Annotated in this window: 16 protein-coding genes; 9 read left to right on the top strand and 7 right to left on the bottom strand. The window is 44.8% G+C overall.

Annotated elements, in window-relative coordinates; genetic code table 11:
* Nucleotides 1–11: 11 nt before the first annotated feature.
* From RNZ41_RS08280 to RNZ41_RS08270, 3 genes are read right to left on the bottom strand one after another with little or no spacing between them, the layout of a single operon-like run.
* Nucleotides 12–3797, bottom strand: a complete 3786-nt coding sequence (locus RNZ41_RS08280; RefSeq protein WP_314027060.1) for an SbcC/MukB-like Walker B domain-containing protein — start codon at nt 3795–3797, stop codon at nt 12–14.
* Nucleotides 3794–5317, bottom strand: a complete 1524-nt coding sequence (locus tag RNZ41_RS08275) for an exonuclease SbcCD subunit D C-terminal domain-containing protein (RefSeq protein WP_314027059.1) — start codon at nt 5315–5317, stop codon at nt 3794–3796. Before RNZ41_RS08275 ends, RNZ41_RS08280 begins: the two co-directional genes overlap by 4 nt.
* Before the next feature lie 6 nt (nt 5318–5323).
* Complete coding sequence (locus RNZ41_RS08270) at nt 5324–6292, bottom strand: hydrogen peroxide-inducible genes activator (protein WP_314027058.1); 969 nt, start codon at nt 6290–6292, stop codon at nt 5324–5326.
* Between the two features lie 571 nt (nt 6293–6863).
* Here RNZ41_RS08270 and ahpC point away from each other — a divergent pair.
* Both ahpC and cytX read left to right on the top strand, forming a co-directional pair.
* A complete protein-coding gene (gene ahpC / locus RNZ41_RS08265) occupies nt 6864–7430 on the top strand; it encodes an alkyl hydroperoxide reductase subunit C (protein WP_076774574.1) in 567 nt (188 codons plus the stop codon).
* 139 nt (nt 7431–7569) lie between these two features.
* Nucleotides 7570–8769, top strand: a complete 1200-nt coding sequence (cytX, locus tag RNZ41_RS08260) for a putative hydroxymethylpyrimidine transporter CytX (RefSeq protein WP_314027057.1) — start codon at nt 7570–7572, stop codon at nt 8767–8769.
* A 154-nt stretch (nt 8770–8923) separates the two neighbouring features.
* Here the strand turns inward: cytX and RNZ41_RS08255 are convergent, their stop codons facing one another.
* Nucleotides 8924–9148, bottom strand: coding sequence for an HP1242/YdcH family protein (locus RNZ41_RS08255; RefSeq protein WP_314027056.1), 225 nt, complete (start codon nt 9146–9148; stop codon nt 8924–8926).
* Nucleotides 9149–9484: 336 nt separating this feature from the next.
* Between RNZ41_RS08255 and ahpF the strand changes: the two genes are divergently transcribed.
* The 7 genes from ahpF (at nt 9485) to RNZ41_RS08220 (ending at nt 18091) form a co-directional block, all read left to right on the top strand.
* Complete coding sequence (gene ahpF, locus RNZ41_RS08250) at nt 9485–11068, top strand: alkyl hydroperoxide reductase subunit F (RefSeq protein ID WP_314027055.1); 1584 nt, start codon at nt 9485–9487, stop codon at nt 11066–11068.
* A gap of 197 nt (nt 11069–11265) precedes the next feature.
* Nucleotides 11266–12168, top strand: a complete 903-nt coding sequence (locus RNZ41_RS08245) for a 3-hydroxyacyl-CoA dehydrogenase (RefSeq protein ID WP_007116422.1) — start codon at nt 11266–11268, stop codon at nt 12166–12168.
* Nucleotides 12169–12209: 41 nt separating this feature from the next.
* Nucleotides 12210–12389 (top strand): hypothetical protein, encoded by a 180-nt coding sequence (locus tag RNZ41_RS08240; protein ID WP_309596242.1) that lies wholly within the window; start codon nt 12210–12212, stop codon nt 12387–12389.
* On the top strand, nt 12334–15285 hold the full coding sequence (locus RNZ41_RS08235) for a hypothetical protein (RefSeq protein WP_314027054.1): 2952 nt from the start codon (nt 12334–12336) through the stop codon (nt 15283–15285). The genes RNZ41_RS08240 and RNZ41_RS08235 overlap by 56 nt, the downstream gene beginning before the upstream one ends.
* A 118-nt stretch (nt 15286–15403) precedes the next feature.
* Entirely contained in the window at nt 15404–16507 is a 1104-nt protein-coding gene (locus RNZ41_RS08230; RefSeq protein ID WP_314027053.1) for a 4-phosphoerythronate dehydrogenase, read from the top strand.
* A 107-nt stretch (nt 16508–16614) separates the two neighbouring features.
* Nucleotides 16615–17580 carry an EF-P lysine aminoacylase EpmA gene (gene epmA / locus RNZ41_RS08225; protein WP_312535775.1) on the top strand — a complete coding sequence of 322 codons (966 nt, stop codon included), beginning with the start codon at nt 16615–16617 and terminating at the stop codon, nt 17578–17580.
* 31 nt (nt 17581–17611) lie between these two features.
* Nucleotides 17612–18091: a DMT family transporter gene (locus RNZ41_RS08220; protein WP_314027052.1), complete on the top strand. Its 480-nt coding sequence runs from the start codon at nt 17612–17614 to the stop codon at nt 18089–18091.
* Between the two features lie 13 nt (nt 18092–18104).
* On the opposite strand, the gene RNZ41_RS08215 is transcribed toward RNZ41_RS08220, so the two are convergent.
* The 3 genes from RNZ41_RS08215 to RNZ41_RS08205 are packed head-to-tail and all read right to left on the bottom strand — an operon-like array spanning nt 18105 to nt 19607.
* Complete coding sequence (locus RNZ41_RS08215; protein WP_314027051.1) at nt 18105–18788, bottom strand: hypothetical protein; 684 nt, start codon at nt 18786–18788, stop codon at nt 18105–18107.
* A 6-nt stretch (nt 18789–18794) separates the two neighbouring features.
* Nucleotides 18795–19244, bottom strand: coding sequence for a YaiI/YqxD family protein (locus RNZ41_RS08210; RefSeq protein ID WP_314027840.1), 450 nt, complete (start codon nt 19242–19244; stop codon nt 18795–18797).
* A 30-nt stretch (nt 19245–19274) separates the two neighbouring features.
* Nucleotides 19275–19607, bottom strand: coding sequence for a protein tyrosine phosphatase family protein (locus RNZ41_RS08205; protein WP_065253708.1), 333 nt, complete (start codon nt 19605–19607; stop codon nt 19275–19277).
* Between the last annotated feature and the right edge of the window lie 36 nt (nt 19608–19643).

Genomic DNA, 19643 nt, shown 5'->3' with positions numbered 1-19643 from the left:
ACTAGACTGCGTCAACTAATCTTGGTAATACCGGCACCGATAATTTTACTGATGCCCCCTGTTTGCGGCACTACTTGGATTTGACTGCTGATTCTATCTTTCAGCGCCTGAATATGGGAAATCACGCCAATGAGCTTGCCCGATTGCTGTAGGTTGGTTAGGGTGTCGAGCGCTACATCGAGTGCTTCTTCATCGAGCGTACCAAAACCTTCATCCAAAAACAGCGAATCTACTTGCATGCGGTGACTGGCCATATTTGACAGTCCCAATGCAAGCGACAAGCTGATAATAAAACTTTCACCGCCTGATAGATTTTTACTAGTGCGGATTTGCCCGCCTTGGTAATTGTCCATCACATTAAGCATCAAGGGCTGCTCGCTATCAGCTATCAGCAAATAGCGGTCGCTCATTTTTTTGAGCTGCTCATTGGCATGGGCAACCATGATATTAAAGGTCAAGCCTTGGGCAAAGTTACGGAATTTTTTGCCATCGCTTGAACCAATCAACTGATGCAATACTTTCCATTCTTCGGTATGGTTGCGTTGTTGGTTGATGGCATCTAATAGTTGCTGTTGGTTTTGTTTAAGGGCTTCATTGGCTACTAGCTGCTGTTCAACGGCGCCCAATTGTTTTTGCTGCTCGCTAAATTGCTGTTGCAATTGCCCAAGCGCATCAAGCAATTGCTCAAGTGACAGCGCAGTCTGGGGGTTATCAAGTAACTGCTGCTGTATGCGTTTGGCTTCAGACAGTAGGTTATGATTGCGCTGTTGGCTATCATGGAGTTGATTAGCAAGCTGTTGTAAGCGTTCCCGCTCGGTATCAACCAACACCGCAGTGCGATAATCGGCGTCATCCACAAAACCCAATGTCGCAAAACGCTGCTGGATGTCGGCTTGTAGGCTTTGCTGGGCGGTTTTTAGTTGGGTGGTGCTAGTGGTCAAAGATGCGATTTGTTGTTGCAAAATCTGCAGCTGACTTAGCTGCTCATGAAAGGCTGTTTGGCTGGTTTGATAATCCTGCAAAGCCTGATTTTTTGCTTGGATTAACGCGTGAGAGACGATGTCTACCGCTTGTTCGCCAAACAAGGCGTATCGCTGCACCTGTAGGTCACTAATTTCTTGCGACAGCGCTTGCTGTCGCTGACGGACTTGGTGTTGATTTTGGGTTAGATGTTGCTGATCTGCCACCAATCGGGTGAGCGCTTGCTCAATCCCTGTGATGGTTTCATTGATATGGCTAAGCTTAGTTTCTAATCCCTGATAGCGCTGTAAAAGTTGCGCAAGGGTATCGATATGCTGATTTAATTGGGCATTCACATCCTGTGTGGTAGCAAAACTAAAAGTGCGGTCGCGCGTTGCAAACGGCATCAGCAACTTGTCGATGCGCTGCATTATTTGATGTTGTTTATCGGCGATAACCAATTGCTGGGCATCAATATCGCGGATTCTGTCTTGGCGATGTTGCTGCTGATTTTGTAGCACGGTTTGTTGCTGCAAAACCTCATGGTATTGCTCGCTCAGTTTTGCTAATTGCTGCTGGGTTTGCTGCTGCTCGGATTGTACGGCTTCGATTTGCATCAGTGAATCTTGCAGTGCTGCCAAAGCCTGCTGATTGTTGGTTTGTTGAGTCTGGATTATCGTCGCCAATGTTTGAAGGGCTTGGTGGGCTATATCATTATCAGCGTTAGGGGTTATAACGGACGCTAATGCTTCAATTGCCTGTTGTACAGGCTGAGCATGTATAAGGTGTTGGCTGGCAAGCTGTAATTGATTTAATAAACGTTGATTGTGTGACTGTAAATGCTGCAAATGTTCATTGCGCTGTTGCTGGTTATTTGTGAGTGCATGCTCTTCAAGCAATAACTGCTGTAATCGGCAATTGATGTCATCAAGCCGTTGTTTGGCAATCGCTAATTGTTGCTCTGTATCATCGGGCGTGTAGGGCTGATGGGTGGCGAAAGGATGTGCGGTTGAGCCACACAGCGGGCAAGGTTCGCCATGGCGTAATCTATCGCGCTCCTCGGTTAAATTTTGAATTTTTGCCAATAAAATCAAGTTGCGGTTTAACAATTCGACAGTCTGCTCGGCGGCTTGTTGCTGCTGCTCGCTAGTTAGTCGTTGGCTAGCAATCTGAGCCAATTGAGTTTGACCATCGGCTAATTGCTGCGCAAATTGTTGATAGTGTTGTAGGTTGGTTTGCCAAGTCTGCACATCGCTTTGCATGGCGGCAAGCTGCTGGTCGGTTTGCCAATAAATTTCAACCTGCTGTCGCAATGCTGCTGCCGACTGCCCTTGTGTCAGATGATGTAAGTGACTGGTTTGGCTCTCTAAGTTTTGTCGATGCTCAGAAATTTGTGATTGCAACTGCGTGAGCTGTGATTGCAGAGCGCTGGCTTGCTGCTCATTGTGCTGAAAATCACCTTGTAACTGCTGCTGTTCGTTGACTAAAGCCTGCGCTTGTTCACTGAGTGCTTGGCTAGATTCCTGTAGTTGGGTAAGGGAGGCCAATGTTTGAGGCAAGGTTGTTGCCTGGGGGATTTGCTGCTGCGCTTGGATGAACTGCTCACGCTGTGTTTGCTGGCTAACAAGCTGCTGCTGCTGACTATCAATGCTTTGGGCATTATGCGCCAATTGCTCACTAAGCTGTGACAACTGCTGCGCAATCTCTTGAGCGTACTGATTTTTTTGCCCAAGGGTAGTGTCAAGCTTGCGCACTTGGTTTAATAACATTTGGGCCTGTTGCCAGTCGTTTTCGGTTTGCTGGGCTTGTGCTTGACGCTCATCTTGGTTTTTTTGAGCAAGCTGGTAATTGCGTTCGGCGGTGGGTAGTTGGTGTTGGTAACTGGCAAAATCACTCAGCTGTGCAGTCAATAAATCGCGCTGATAATCAAGTTTTTTAATATCACCCGACACTTCAAGGGCTTTTAGTGCGCGCTGTAGTCGGGTTTTTTGTGGGGCGAATTGGCTTTCTTGCTCGGCAAGGTCGCGTGCTTCATGCTCAAGCTTATGGATTTGGTGCGTGTATGCGTCAAGGTTTTGTCGCCATAGCTTATCAGACTCGATTTTAGTCATGGCGGTTTTGGTTTCATTGACGATGTCAACCAGAGCATTTTTTTGTGAGGTTAGGCTTTGTACTTCTTCATCAGATAACACCGTCATGCCTGATAAGCGATCGGTAAGCGTCTTAAGTTCAGCATCTGATTGGGTTTTAAACTCGTGTACTTTTTTTGAGATATCGCCATAGATTTCAGTGCCGGTGATTTCTTCGAGCAGATTGGAGCGCTCATCGCTATTGGCTTGCAAAAAAGCGGCAAAACTGCCTTGCGCCAGTAGCATGGCACGGGTAAAACGGTCAAAATCCATGCCGGTGAATTCAGCGACCAGTTTTCTAGTTTTTCTGGTTTGGGTTTCAAGCGGTGGTAAATCTGCAGCGTCATCGGTAAAAGGGGCGATTTCGTGCATCGGCGATTGCAAGTTGCCTTCGGGGTTTTTTCTGGCGCGCTTTTGTAGCCAGGTACAGCGATAACTGCCACTTTTGGTGGCAAAAATCACTTCACTCAAACATTCACCGGTATGGCGTGACATGAGGTCATTTTTGCTTTGGGTAATCTCGCCCAAGCGTGGCGTTGCACCGTATAAGGCAAGACAAATGGCATCTAAAATGGTGCTTTTACCCGCCCCTGTCGAGCCTGTGATGGCAAAAATACCTTCATCGGCATACGCGGCATGGCGAAAGTCAATTTCCCATTCGCCTTGCAATGAATTAAGGTTTTGAAAGCGTAGCTTTAAGATTCTCATTGCTGCCCCCCTTGCAAGCTTTCAAGCACTTCAGTATATCTCGACCATAGCATGGGTTTTTGCTCTTCTAGCACTTGATGGGCAATGAGGCAGCGTTCAAATACTTGTGTTGGGTTTAATTCTTCAAGTGATTCATCCACGCGCTGGCTTTGCATCACCTGATCGCGTTTTTGCTGATTTTTGATGCGTAGTACTTCAAGCCTAGAGTCTTTAACCAGTTCTGCAATTTTTTCTGATAAATCACCCACGACTTCTTCCCCGTCATACACCACTTCCAGCCAAACCGATTGTTGGGCGTTTTTTAGGCTGTGTAAGCTAGTTTTGATGGTTTGCCAATCGCCCTTGAGCGTTTGTATGGGTTGGAACACAGGAACAGGCAGTGATTGCAGGAGGGTAGTATCGCTAAGCTTGGCTATATTGTAAGGCTGTCCACTAAGTTGCCCACTTAGATAATAACTGGGTGTATCATATCCTGCTTTATGGCTCGCTTGTGCATCAACCTCTGCGTTAATATCAGCCTCTGTATTTAGCGCTTCAAGCATGGATGATTCAGTCAACTCTTCATCCGCAAATAAATCCATCGACGTATGGCTCACCCTTTTGCGTTTTTTGACAGGGGTTGGCGCAGAGACAAGCGGTTTTTTTTGAATGGTTAAAGTCTGTAATGGCTGAGATAGTAGGTCAGGGTTGGCATCAAATCGTAGCAAATGCACTTGTTTTTGCTGGCGACTTTCACCAAAGCCCATGGCAATCGGTGAGCCAGCATAACGGATGTGTGGTTGTCCGCCAACCGCTTGCGGAATATGCAAATGCCCAAGCGCTACATAGTCAATGTGCGGGTGAAAAATCTCAGCACCGATACTACCCAGTGAGCCGACATACAAATCACGCACCCCATCGCCTTCCATCGTTTGCCCGCCCACAGTAAATAAATGTCCTGTTGCCACAATCGGAATGCTACGCTTATATGTGGATTGCAGCTGCGCTTGTTGCGCAATCGCAATATCGGCAATCTGTGCATAATGGGCTTTGATGCCTTGGGCAAGTTTGCGTTCTTTATCATCAAGGCGTTCGCCATGCCCGACGGTTCGCACATCACGGTCACGCAAGTAGGGAACTGCCATGACAATGAGCTCAGGTTGCCCTGCTTTATCTGATAACGTAATCACTTCATCAGTCGGCGTGTCTGTCATACTACCGATGATATGGATGTTAAAGGCTTTGAGTAGCTGTTTGGGTGCCTCCAAAAAACTGGCTGAATCATGGTTGCCTGCTACGATAATCACATGGCGGCAATCGGTATGGCAGACTTGACTTAAAAAATCATAATATAAATTTTGCGCTTGGTTGCTGGGTGCGGTGGTATCAAAAATATCCCCTGCAATCAGTAGCACATCGACTTTTTGCTCACGCAGCGTCTGTAACTGCCAGTCTAAAAACTGCTTAAATTCATCGTAGCGTGGCTTACCATAAAGCCTACGACCCAAATGCCAATCTGATGTATGTAATAAAGTGAGCATAAAAAATTATGCCTCTGTGGCGGGCTTCGCTGAAGTCATGGACTCAGAATCTGCGGTGGCTAGCGAGGCAGACGCCAATTCGCTATCGTGTAATCCTTGGGCAAACAAGCGACCCAATAGATTAACATCATCGACCCGCGCATAGTTGAGACGGGTGACAAACGCCAAGCGGCGATGCGGACCGGCTTCATTGAGCGGCACTAACGACACATTGGCAGTTTGCTGGCGCACTTGCCCAGCTGCCATTTGCGGCACTAGCGTGGTGCCCATACCGCTGATAGCCATTTGAATTAACGTATGCAGGCTTGCTTCACTAAAGGCGTGTTTGACGCGGCTTTTATCCAAATGACATACCGATAGCGCATGATCGGTCAAACAATGTCCTTCGCCTAGCAGCATCAAGTTACTGTTGGCTAACTCATCGGCATTGATGCTAGGTAAGTTGGCATGTTTACTTTCTTTAGCAAATACCGCCAAAAACGTCTCTGACCAAAACTCAAATGATAACAAGCCGTCAGTATTGTAAGGCAGCGCAATAATGGCGGTATCAATCGCGCCATAACGGACTTTTTCAAGCAATCGCTCAGTTTGTTCTTCTACCACATTGAGCTGAAACTGTGGGAATTGTTGGCGCAGTAGCGGCAATACCTTGGGCAGCAAAAACGGCGCAATGGTTGGGATGATACCAATCGTCATCGGGTAGGCGAGTGGGGTTTGGTGCGTCTGGGCGCGGGTCACCAAATCATTGACTTCGGCAAATATCCGCGTAGCTCGCTCAAGAATTTCTTCCCCAATCGGGGTGATTAGCACTTGTTTGTTGTTACGCTCAAAAATTTGGGTGTCAAGCTGCTTTTCCAGCTCTGCAATCCCCAAGCTTAAAGCAGATTGTGAGATATTACACTCTTCTGCTGCCCGTTTAAAATGCTTGTATTTGGCAACTGCCAATGCAAATTCTAATTGTCGTAATGTAATCATGGTTTGAATTTTAACCTTTAAAATAGCGTAAAATCTTCGCTAACGCGTTTTAGTTAAAGATAAATAAAAAGATGAAAAGGTAAAAAAACTGACGGCTACCCTAGCAAACAACACGCAAAAGATGCATGCTAAAAGCTTCAATTAACCGAATCATTTCAAATTTAGTTTACCATTTTTGTGTGCTTTTACGAGGGGAATCTTTTTTAATCTATCATTAATTTGGTCTTGACAGTAAACTCATTATCGAGCCTTTCAAAATAATTACAAGATAGCCTAAAGATTGAAACTATAAGACATAACTAGCAAGGTTAATTTAAAAAATTAATCAATAAATTAAAAACTTTAAACTAGACTGAATCTTAAATTGTACTAAGATAGACCCATCGATAACAACGTTTGGTGTGTAAAAAATAACAACCGACTATAGCCTAAAAAGCTAGAAGCCTAAAAAGCTAGGTTGCCAATGACATCAAATTTGTGTTATCAATATAGCACTCACTGATTTGGCTTTGTCAAATGGTGATGTTGCTAAATTTTTAACCACAACAATAGCTTATATAAGGAAAAATCCATGGCTGCAATTATTAACCAAACCATTCCAGAATTCAAAACTCAAGCATATGTGAATGGTGAATTCAAAGAAATATCATCAGATGACGTTAAAGGCAAATGGGCAGTGTTTTTCTTCTACCCACATGACTTTACTTTTGTTTGCCCAACTGAACTTGAAGACATGGCAGACCATTACGAAGAAATCAAAGCATTAGGCGCGGAAGTGTATGCGGTATCGACAGACACCCATTTTGTACACAAAGCATGGGCAGATGCGTCACCTGCAATCGCTAAAGTAAAATACCCAATGCTTGGCGACGGTACTGGTAAAATCACCCGCGGCTTTAACGTGATGATTGAAGAAGACAACGCTGCCCTTCGTGGTACTTTCTTGGTAGACCCAGACGGTAAAATCAAAGTGGCAGAAATTCATGACTTAGGTATCGGTCGTTCTGCCAAAGACTTAATCCGTAAAATCCAAGCGGCTCAATACGTGCGTGACAACGACGGTGAAGTATGTCCAGCGGCATGGGAAAAAGGTAAAGAAACCTTAAAACCAAGCCTAGATTTAGTAGGTAAAATCTAATATTGATGGTCCAATGTTTCATTGACTGACAATTAGATAAAATTAAAAACCTCAAATTGAAAGATTTGGGGTTTTTTTTATTCAACTACTGTTGTTAACAATGATAAAATCAGCTTCTTTGAAGTTTGAGAGAATAACCATGGATAGCGCACAAACCACCCACCAAACTGGCAGTCAGACGACAAGTAGCCATTACGCCTTGCTGTGGGCAGGGGCAGCCGTGTCAATCGCTGAGATTTTGACGGGCACCTACCTTGCTCCGTTGGGGTGGGAGCGTGGTTTGTTAGCCATCGTCATTGGGCATATGATAGGCGGGGTGCTATTTTTTCTAGTCGGCTATATTGGGGCAACCCAACGCAAAAGTGCCATGGAAACGGTGAAGGGTAGTTTTGGTTTTCAAGGTGGGATGCTTTTTGCTTTGCTAAATGTTGTGCAGTTGGTCGGCTGGACAGCCATCATGATTTATGATGGGGCATTGGCGGTCAATGGGATTTGGGCTATCGGACAAGCGGCCTGGTGTGGCGTGATTGGTGCGCTGATTGTGTTGTGGCTGTGGATGGGCAATCGCTTCTTTGGCAAAATCAATGCGTTGGCGGTAGCTGGGTTATTTATGTTAACGCTTATTTTGTCGTTTAAATTATTTAAGTTAGGCGCTGGGGATGTGGCAGCGACAAAAGACGTGGCAGCAGCGATGAGCTTTGGGGCAGCGGTGGAGCTCGCGGTCATTATGCCATTATCATGGTTGCCACTGGTGAGTGATTATACTCGCCATGCGCAAAAACCTTTGCAAGCGACGCTCGTGAGCACCGTGAGCTATGGGGTGATGAGTGCGTGGATGTATGCGATTGGACTGGGCATGGCGTTGTATACCCAAACGTCGGATTTTGCCCAAATGCTGTTACAGCTTGGATTGGGCGTGACTGGGTTATTGTTGATTGTACTTGCGACGGTGACAACCACGTTTTTGGATGCGTACTCGGCAGGCGTGTCGGGTGTCTCGCTGTGGCAAAAACTTCCAGAAAAAGGCTTGGCAATTGGCATTACCCTCATCTGTGCCATCGCAGCGATGCTGTTTCCCATGGATGATATCACTGAATTTTTATACTTTTTAGGCTCGGTGTTTGCGCCAATGGCAGCCATTCAAATTGTGGACTTTTTTATTTTAAAAAATAGTGGTATCAAACAGCGTTTTAATGTCAAAAATTTGATTGTCTGGGCGATTGGTTTTTGCTTGTATCGTTATTGGCTTGCCCATCCACTCGATATCGGGAATACCTTGCCGGTGATTATGGTGACGATGCTATTATGCTTCTTGGTTAATATATCTACAAAAAAATAGTGCCGTCAGCCACGCTTAAACCAATTTTTTTACAGTCCAATTTTTTTCATAGTAGGGTTAATTGGTTGATTTAAGCCTTACACTCGCTATCAATAGCAAAAGCCCTGTCACAACGAACAGGGCTTAGTCAATAAAATCGAACTTAGCTTAGAACTTATTTATTTTTATTGTCTTCTAAGATTTTGTAGATTTCATCTTTTAATTGCAGTTTTTGTTTTTTTAATACTTCAATTTCGTCGTCACGGCTGCCTGCTGCAACAGGATCTTTTTCTAGGTTAATGATTTGAGCATCTAATTCGTTGTGTTTATCAAATAATTTTTCAAAGTGTTTATCAGAAGTTTTTAGTTTGCTAATAAGTTCGCGATGTTCTGGAAACATAGTCCTTTCCTTTTTTGGTTGGATGTGAAAAATAATGCAAGGGGGTCAATACATAAGACAAATTTGATTGAGTTGGTATATTGCATTTGTCTTATTAGCATTGTAACGAAAAATTGTAGGGTTGACTATACGCTAATCGGTAACAATTGGTGAGGGGGAAAAGCCACATTATCAATGCACTTAAGTAATTTATCTATTAATATTTTGTTATATAAAATAATAAACGTTTTGTTTTTTAAAACATAGCTATCAACTTTCTTAGATTGTCAAAGCCCACAAAAATCACAATAATAAGGTTAACACAATGACTTACCCAATGACTAGAAGGAAAATACTATGTTAGATCAAGGTTTATTAGATGCAGTAAAAAGTTATAGCGAACGTATGACTCGCCCGATTGAGTTTGTGTTGGGTGAGGGTGAACATGAACAGCGCGCTGAACTGGTGGATTTTTTGACCCAAATTGCAGGCACTACTGATAAGATTAGTTTGAGTCAACAATTCGATGCCAATCTATCACCGATGAGTTTTAAAATCCGTAGCCAAGACAAAGATACGGGTATCATTTTTAGTGGTATTCCAGGTGGTCACGAGTTTACCTCATTGATTTTGGCTATTTTACAATCAGGTGGCAGTGAGCTCAAACTTGACCCAGGTATTCAAAATATCATTAAGGCGATTAAACAACCGCTAAAATTTGAAACTTTCGTCTCGTTGTCTTGCCACAACTGTCCTGACGTGGTGCAAGCGCTAAACCAATTTGCGTTACTCAATGACAACATCAGCAATGAAATGATTGATGGTGGTGTGTTCCAAGACATGATTAACGAGCGCAATATCCAAGGCGTACCTGCGGTATATTTAAATGGTAAACCTTTTGCCAATGGTAAAATTGACACTGCCAAACTCATCGAGAAACTGCAACAGCAATATCCAGATTTGATGAGTGTTGCAGCAGCAGCCGAACAGCTTGAGCAGCAAGATGTGACCATCATCGGTGGCGGACCTGCGGGCGTGGCGGCAGCCATTTATGTGGCACGTAAAGGCTTAAAAGTGGCCATGGTGGCTGATCGTATCGGTGGGCAAGTGAAAGATACCCAAGATATCGAAAACTTGATTTCAATCCCATTGACCAATGGTAATGAATTATCTGCCAATTTTGTCAAACATATCACCGCTTATAGTATCACGGTCAAAGAAATGGTAAGCGTGACATCCATCACCGAAAATTCTGCACAAATGAATGAGCAAGGCGAGGATAAGCTAACCTACCAAATTACGCTCAATACCGGTGAAAGTTTTAGCACTCGTGCGATTATCGTAGCGACGGGGGCAAAATGGCGTAAGCTTAATATCAAAGGTGAAGACGAAAATATCGGTAGTGGCGTCGCGTATTGTCCGCACTGTGATGGTCCGTTCTTTAAAGGTAAGGACGTGGCTGTTGTGGGCGGCGGTAACTCAGGGATTGAAGCGGCAATTGACCTAGCAGGCATTGTCAAACACGTGACCGTGTTAGAATTTGCTGACACGCTCAAAGCAGACCAAGTATTGATTAATAAAGCCAAAGAGCGCGATAATATCGATATCATGACAAGTGTAGCGAGCCAAGAGGTTAAAGCAACTGATGGTAAAGTCAGTTCGCTAATTTACCAAGACCGTACCACCGGTGAAAACAAAGAATTGCCATTATCTGCTATCTTTGTGCAAATCGGACTGGTGCCAAACTCGGAAGTGGTCAAAGATTTGGTACAGGTGACCAAATTTGGTGAAATTGAAATCAATGAGAAATGCCAAACCAACAAACCCGGAATTTTTGCCTGTGGTGATGTCACTACCGTGCCATTTAAGCAAATTAATATTGCGATGGGCGAAGGTAGTAAAGCGGCACTCAGTGCGTTTGAATACCTCATGTTGCAATAATTTTTTAATTATTTTTCAAAAAAAGCCAAACGTCATAGTTTGGCTTTTTTTTTGGCGGCTAATTTTTTTTGGCGAGTAACTTTTTTTGGCGGGCAATATGGTGTTGCCTTGTCAGTCTATATTGGTGAGGTAGGCATACCAGCCAAAATCCGCTACAATAACTTGCAAACTATCATAGCGATTTAAAGGAATAAATCATGACAACAGCAAATACTTCATCCATCAAGCAGGTGACGGTAGCCGGCGGCGGCGTACTGGGTTCTCAAATCGCCATGCAAAATGCCTTTTTTGGCTTTAACGTCACAATCTTTGATAAAGAACCCGAAAAGGTCAAAGAGCGCATCGTAAAACTCATGCCCATCTATGCCAAATTCTATGACAAAAGCCCAGCACAAGCCCAAGTAATCACCGATGCGATTCGCTATGTGACTGACTTAGGCGAAGCGGTGGCACAGGCTGATTTGGTCATCGAAGCCTTACCAGAAATCCTTGATATCAAAAATGAATTTTATAAGGCCCTGGCAAGTGTAGCCCCAAGTGACACGATTTTTGCCAGTAACAGCTCAACGTTGATTCCTAGCCAAATGGTCGAAGCCACAGGTCGTCCTGATAAATTTTTGGCGTTACACTTTGCCAACCGTATCTGGGTGAACAACACCGCAGAAGTCATGGGCTCAGCGCATACTGACCCGGCAGTATTTGACAGCATTGTTGCTTATGCCAAAGCCATCGGCATGGTGGTGTTACCACTCAATAAAGAACAGCCTGGCTATATCTTAAATACCCTATTGGTGCCTTTCTTAAATGCCGGTATGCACTTGTATGCCAATGACATTGCCGATCCCCAGACCGTTGACAAAACTTGGATGATTGGCACAGGTGCACCGATGGGACCGTTTGCCATGATGGATATCGTAGGGGTTAATACCATTGTTAATATCAGCCAGCAAAAAGCCAAAACAGGCTCAAAAACTGCCGAGCGATTTATCCAAAAACTGCAAACCGAACTGATTGATAAAGGTCGCACAGGGTTTGAAGTGGGGAAGGGTTTTTATGATTATCCAAACCCGGCTTATAAAGACCCTGATTTTTTAAAATAAGCGTCAAAAAAGTTTATAAGTCAGAATCTAAAAGTCAGTAGATGACAAAAGCCCATTCACCCAAAATGGGCTGGGTTTTTTTATTGCGGCAGCACCCACGGCTAGCACTTGCCAAAGCCAACAATTTACCCCAAAATGATAAAAAATTGTTGCCAAAAATCCCCGATGAAGCCGACCACCGCCCAACAAGTCAACACCTTATTATATTATTTGCAGACTAAACAGACACCGCCGTTTAAGATACTGTTTTGGGAAAACTTGCAAAAGATTGACTTTGATTATTCAGCCAACAGCCTACAGCGGCTGAGTCAGTTTTTTGCAGCAATGGCAAAACGCCACATTCAATTGCCACAATTATTGGCAAACCAAAGCGGGCAAGCACTTATAGTAGCGCTCGCCGCTTATATTGCAGACTATTTAGCCAAAACCACCGGGCAACCGATTGCTTGGTATGACTATGACAGGATGTCAGCGCAACTGGCACGGCAAAATAAGTACCCCACCCAGTCACAGTTACCTGCCGATTTTTACGCGTCACTCACCGCGCGTATCGGGCATAAGGTATATTGCCAACCGCTTAAGTTATTACCAGATTTGCTGCAGGGTAAGGATGTGTTGCCACAGTTTATTGCCCAGATGACGCAGACCCTCTATCAGCAATCGCAAGTCAACTTATTGCAATCGCCTGAGGCGGTGTGTCAGGGCTATTTGGCAAAAGTGAAAACAGGCAAACTACAGGATGCCGCTATCGCATTTTCTACCTATCTGGCAGCGGTGAATTTTGATAATAGTCGTGATAGTTTGGTGCAAATTGATGAGGCGTTATCGGCTATTCAGCAGGCGTTTGGGTTTACGCAAGCAGATTATCTGGACTTTTTGCAAGACACCTCACGTCAAGCATTTTGCTATTTGCTGGGGTTTTATATTGGCGTGACCAGCAGTCGCTTGGCCAATGCGCCCGTGCGCTGGGTATCTTTTGCGCAGATGTATGATAGCTTGGGCGAGGCGTTTGCTGAATGCCTTGAGCATAGTTTTGTGCTGCTGTTTGAGGACTACTATCGCACGCCGATGCTGGTAGTGACCAATCGGTTATTTGGACTTGCTAGCAGTTTTCCGACTACCGCTGCTGAGTTTGCGGATATTTTACAACGGCAAAATGCAGGTCACATAGCAGTTTATCCTTATCAAGACGCTGTGAGCGCTACCGCTGACTTGCCAGCGCCTTGGACGTCAGCCATGCAGGCGGCGGGTGCGTTAGTGGCGTCTGTGCTATCAAGGCTATCACAAGGTGAGCCGATTTTACCTTCTGTGTATCAAGCCCATACCAGCGACAATACAGGGGGTGAATTAACCGCATTTAATCCATCCAATATTGCGCTGTTATCTCCTAGTGATACGGATTTAGACACAGCTACAGCCACAGATACAGACGCGCTGATTGATAGCTTCTACCAAACGCTGCATCAAAACCCACAATTAGCCCCCGTAATCGTTGGCTGTTTTGATAGCTATACCAATTTGCCGATGGGGCGTACTGAAGGGATCGTGATTGAGATATGGGTGTATGAAAATCCTCGCTTACAGTTGCAGCTTGTATTGCCGTATCAGTCTGCCAATGATTGGCACAGTCTAAAAATTTATCCGTTAGTCAGTCATCAAAACGGCGCACAAACAGCGCTTACCTCCGAACAAATAACCGCGTTAACCACGCACTTTTACCAAGCACTGCTAAGCACACCTTCAACACAAAATACCGCGGTCAAAACGCTGTGGCAAGACGCCTATGTCAATCAACTTGATAGTTGGGTATTGCCGCCCAAAGACCAGCGTATCCAGCAACAAAACGCGCAGCTGGTGACACGATTTGATTTTGCGCTATTGCCGATACTCGATAATCAAACCAATGTGAATATGGCAGCTTTTGACTATACCAGCATTGATTGGCTCAGGTTTGATTTGGCCAAACATATTTTGCAAGCCAGCCACCACGAACAAAGCTATTTGCAGGTATACGTTAGTGATAAATTGATTAAAGATGAACTGTATCGGCAAGTAGAAGCGACTGAGAATTTATATCGCTATGGCAAAGTGGTGTGGGGTGTTGTGATAAAATCTGATGTGGCGTTAACCCAGCCTATGTCAGAAGAAGAACGAGACACGCCTTTTGCCAACTATCGGGTAAGTTGTGCCGACATTTTGTTTGATCCAAGCGGGCAAGCAAGGGTAGAAGACTTGCAAGCCAAGGCAAGGCAATTAATGGATGCAGTTGGCACAGTCAATCAGCCGGCAAACACTACGCCCGATTTGGCGTTTTATCAATTACATTACCAAGACGACACATCTAGGGTGTTCAATTTGGCTTATCCAGCCAGTATCGCAGCGACAAACTATCGGATAACTACCAGTTGGATTTGGCGGCGTCATTTGCCCAATGGCATGTTATCAAATAGCGTAGTGCCCATTATCATTCATACTAATGCTTACCAAAATAAAGCCGAGCAGGGCGAAATCATGGTATTACCTAGCCAATTATGGGATAAAGCCTATTATCACTATTGGCTAAGCTTGGCTTATGAGCAGTTTGGGCAAGATTATGATTTACTTCCCTATATCCACTGGCAGCACAAATACGCACAGGATAGCACCGATGCCGCAACCCAAAAGCGGCTATGGCCAAAATTTAAACCCAACCGAGCACCTAGCCGAACACCCAACCGAGCACAAAGTTCAGCTATCGGATTGATGTCAGACAAGCTAGAAAATCCAATGTCAGCTACTGCTAAGCAACAGGGCAGTTTGCAACAAGTGACTATTCAACAAACGACTGGGCAAAAACTTGCTGATGTAAAGCCAACTTTACAGCCCTCAACAGAGTCAACACCCCAGACAGCACGGGCAGCCCAAACATCACAGACATCACAGACATCACAGACACCAAAAGCGTCGCCATCCTCGCTGTCCAATGAGCTGACGCAGCAACTTATGAATGACAAGCTGCGCTTACAAACCCAATTATCCACCAAAGATACAGCCAAAGATAAGAAACTCCTAGTGATGGCTATCGGTGGGGTGCTTGTGTTGATTATCATGGTGATACTGGTTAAATTGATGCGATAAATTTCCCCAATTTTTATTTGAAAAAAGTCAGCATACGCATCAAAAGGTCATAAAAATTTGTTATGCTAACGGTCTGTAAGTTGGATTATGACAACAAAAAGAAAGATAGGGATACAATATGAAAATTATTGCTGATGGCAATATTGCTCATTTAAGCGATTTTTTTAATGAACACACTTTAGGGCTACCCATCGAATTGATTGCGATGGCAGGGCGTGAGATTGACGCGGCTGTGATAGATGAGCATCAGCCTGATATTTTGTTAGTACGTTCCGTCACGCCTGTCAACAAGCTGTTATTAGACAACAATAAAAGCGTCAAATTTGTCGGTAGTACCACCATCGGCATCGACCATGTCGATGTGGAGTACCTCGCCAAGCGCGGTATCATTTTTGCCTATGCCGCTGGCTGTAGTAAACACTCGGTTGCACAATATGTGGTGGCAGCGATTGCCAATTTGCGCCCTGACTATTTTTTCAAACCCATCAACCTTGGCATTATTGGGGTGGGTAATATCGGTAATACCCTCGCGCAATATGCGATTTCCTATGGCTGGAATGTGCTGGGCTATGACCCACTCAAACCACCGTCGGTGGTCAACAACGCCAAACTTGAAACTGTGCTGCAAGAAAGCAATGTGATTAGCTTTCACGTGCCACTGACGCATGCGCACAACAGCTCATATCCCACCCATCACGACTATCTGATGACCCAAGCGCGCTGGCAAACCGTATCCGACACTGCCATCATCATCAATACCTCACGCGGTGAAGTGCTCGGTCGTGACGATATTGTCGCAAGCCCGAATGTGTGTGTACTCGATGTGTTTGAGCACGAGCCCAATATCGATGCAGAGCTGCTCAAAGCCTGTAGTATCGTTACCCCGCATATCGCAGGTTATACCCTAGAAGGCAAACTTAGGGGCACACAGTTTGTCTATAATGCCTTATGCAACTATTTACAGGTTGCCCCAACGGTTGATTTTCATACCTTGATGCCAGCCGAAGTGCCGCTGTTTCAAGAAGTGCATAACCCACTCAAAGACCACGAGCGCCACCAACTGCTCAATAAAATTCCTGTGATGTATGACATCAAAGCTGATGACAAGCGTTTACGTAGTGTGGCAAATGCAAACGGTGATATTGAAGGCAAAGACTTTGATAACCTGCGTAAGAATTACCCGCTGCGCCGTGAATGGCAATCATACGTGTTCAAAATTTGATAAAAATGTTCACCATGACATAAAGCAAAAATAGCCAGTATGGGAAAATACTAGCTATTTTTTTTGGGTCTGCTAATATTGTCGCAAATCCACCTATCCAAACTGCTATGTCAACCACTTATCAACCTACTTGCACCCTACAAACCGCCCAAGCCCGTGCTGCGATGTACGCCACCATTCGCCAGTTTTTTGCCGAGCGACAGGTGCTAGAAGTGCAAACCCCAGTGATGTCACAGGCGGGCAATACCGATATATTTTTGCAATCCGTCTCTAGCAATGTCACTGTGAGTGACCATCCAACAACCTATTATCTGCACACCTCACCCGAATTTGCCATGAAGCGTCTATTGGCAGATTGGCAAGTGCCGATGTACCAGATTTGCCCCGTGTTTCGCGACAACGAAATTGGCAGCCGCCACAACATTGAATTTACCATGCTTGAATGGTATCGTCCCAATTTTAGCTTGGATGAACTGGCAAAAGAGACCAACGATTTGGTGTCCGCGGTACTCGGCTATCCGGTGATTTTTGACCATTATCGCTATGTGGATGCCTTTATGGATTTTGTTAAAATTCATCCCTTCAACGCCAGTTGCGATACCCTCAAAGCCATCGCCAAAGATAATGGTCTTAACATTGATTTGGGGGAGGATCACCAAGGCTGGTTAGATTTGTTATTTAGTCATTTGGTGGAGCCTAATTTGGGAAAAGCGCTACCGACACTCATCTACGATTATCCTGTCGCCACTGCCGCGCTTGCCAAGACGGTCACAGACAAAGATGGCAATCGGGTAGCTAGACGCTTTGAGCTGTATATCAATGGTCTTGAAATCGCCAACGCGTATGATGAGCTGGCTGATGGACAAGCGCTGCGTCTGCGCTTTGATGAAGACAATGTGGCGCGTAAAAAACGCGGGCTACCTGTGATGCCAATTGACGAGAACCTGCTGGCAGCTTGTGATGCCCTGCCAGCTTGTAGTGGCATTGCGCTTGGCATCGATCGACTGCTGATGATTAAAACGGGCAAAACCCATATCCGCGATGTCATCGCTTTACCCACCCCTCACGCCTAACAGCAGTGAACTCAAAAAAATAGGAATTAATATGAAAATTTGGCATTTATTTTTGGGGCTGATGGCAGGCTTGGGCATCCCGATTCAAGCGGCGATTAATACCCGATTGGGCGCAATGTTTGGTGGTCAACCGTTAATGGCAGCATTTGTATCGTTTACGGTTGGCGCGCTATTATTGTACTTGGTGTCTTTGCTATTTGTCGATTGGCAAGCGGTACAATCGGGTCTATCAGACATGCAAATCAGTGATTGGTGGAAATGGCTTGGCGGTGCGCTGGGCGCGTTTTTTGTTTTTGCGTCGATTTTTTTAGCGCCAAAAATCGGTGTTGCCAATACGGTGTTTTTATTTATTTTAGGTCAGCTGGTCATGGGCATGGTGGTGGATAGCTTGGGTTTATTTGGTATGCCTGTTAAAACGCTGCATTGGAGTAAATTTTTGGGGATTGTATTGATGCTGGTGGGCGTATCGTTTTTTATGTTTGGACAAAAATGGTTTGCTAAGTCGTCATAATGCTACGGCCGGGTTAATTTGCAAATCTAATCGCTAATTGCTGGATATAATCATTGAATTTGTGTTCATCTTGCGAACCAATCATCAAGGCATTGGGAATAGACTCATCTATACTCAATAACATCACCACACCAAAATCTTCGGCTTGAAAATAGCGCTCATGCGGCTGCCGCAGTTCGGTGATTTCACTGGCGAGATGCTGTAATTTTTCACTCAAATCGGCTAGAATTGACCGCCCATCAAAATCATAGATTTGGGCATGGTGTTTCAATCCACCATTGACGCCATTAATAATCGCTTGCGCCAGTAAGAACTCCGCTAACGGCAATTCATCAAACCAATGAATTTCGCTTTGTTCAATCGCATCAAAGTTGCGGCTCATTTGCACCATCGGATTATGCTGCTTTTTTGGGCTTAGGTCATCTACATGAATGCCCCAAACGCCGTCATTATCGCAGGTTTTGCCAATGACGAGATGGTCGCCCAAGCGTTCTAACGGCAATAAGCCAAGGTGATTAAAGCCACTATTGAGACTAGCAATATTGCCTAAAGCCAATAAATAATGATACAAACCTGCAGGTAATTGAACGCCCAAGGCCTGCTCATTTTGCTCAATCATCGCCTGACTGACACCTAGCGGTTCGGGGTGATTTTCCAGTTGATACAATAACTTAATAGCACTAATAGGGTTTAGCATAATCAACTAGCGAATCCAAGCATTTAAAATATTGGCGAAGGCTTGTTTGTCTTTATCGCTATAGGGCGCTTGTCCACCTTGCTGTGAAGGTTCTAACACGCCCGTACTTCGCATGGAATCCATAAAATCGCGCATATTGAGCTTTTGCTTGATGTTGTCTTTGTCATACACAAAACCGCGAGACGTGACTACCTTGGCACCTTTTTCAATGCAGTCATTCGCAAGTGGAATGTCGCTTGTGATGACCACATCACCTTCTACACAGTGCGCTGCGATATAGTCATCCGCTTTGTCAAAACCGCCTTCGACCACTGTCATCTGCAAAACTGGCAAACGCGGCAAAGCAATGGCACGATTGGCGACAAAAATTGTCGTCGTCTGCGTGCGCTCCGCGGTTTTGATGATGATTTGCTTGGCAATATTGGGAATTGCGTCAGCGTCTATCCACAGGGTAATTTTTGCTGTCATGGCTTTCACTAAAAAGGATTAATCATCTAGTAAATCAAGCTGTTTGGCAGACTGGAATAACACGTTTGAGCGGTTGCCTGAACGACAGAACATAAACACGGGTTTTTCTGCTTGATTAAAAATCTCGGCAAACTGCTCAACTTGCTCACGGGTTAATTGACCACCAACGACCGGTAGATAATGATAGGCGAGCCCTGCTTGCTGTGCTTCAGTAGCGATATCCGTTTGCAGCGGTTGGTTGGGTTCTTCGCCATCGGGGCGGTTGTTGATGATGGTTTTAAAGCCCTGCGCGCCGATTTTGTCAACTTGCTGTGGCTCAATTTGACCATAAAAAACAGTATTGTTTGGCATGTTGTGTTTCCTTATAAAGTTAGCGTTGATTATTCA

This window comes from Moraxella sp. DOX410, from assembly GCF_032248735.1.
Classification (GTDB): Bacteria; Pseudomonadota; Gammaproteobacteria; order Pseudomonadales; family Moraxellaceae; genus Faucicola; species Faucicola tetraodonis.
Note: the sequence above shows the minus strand (reverse complement) of the source record. Positions and strands in the feature narration are given on the sequence as shown.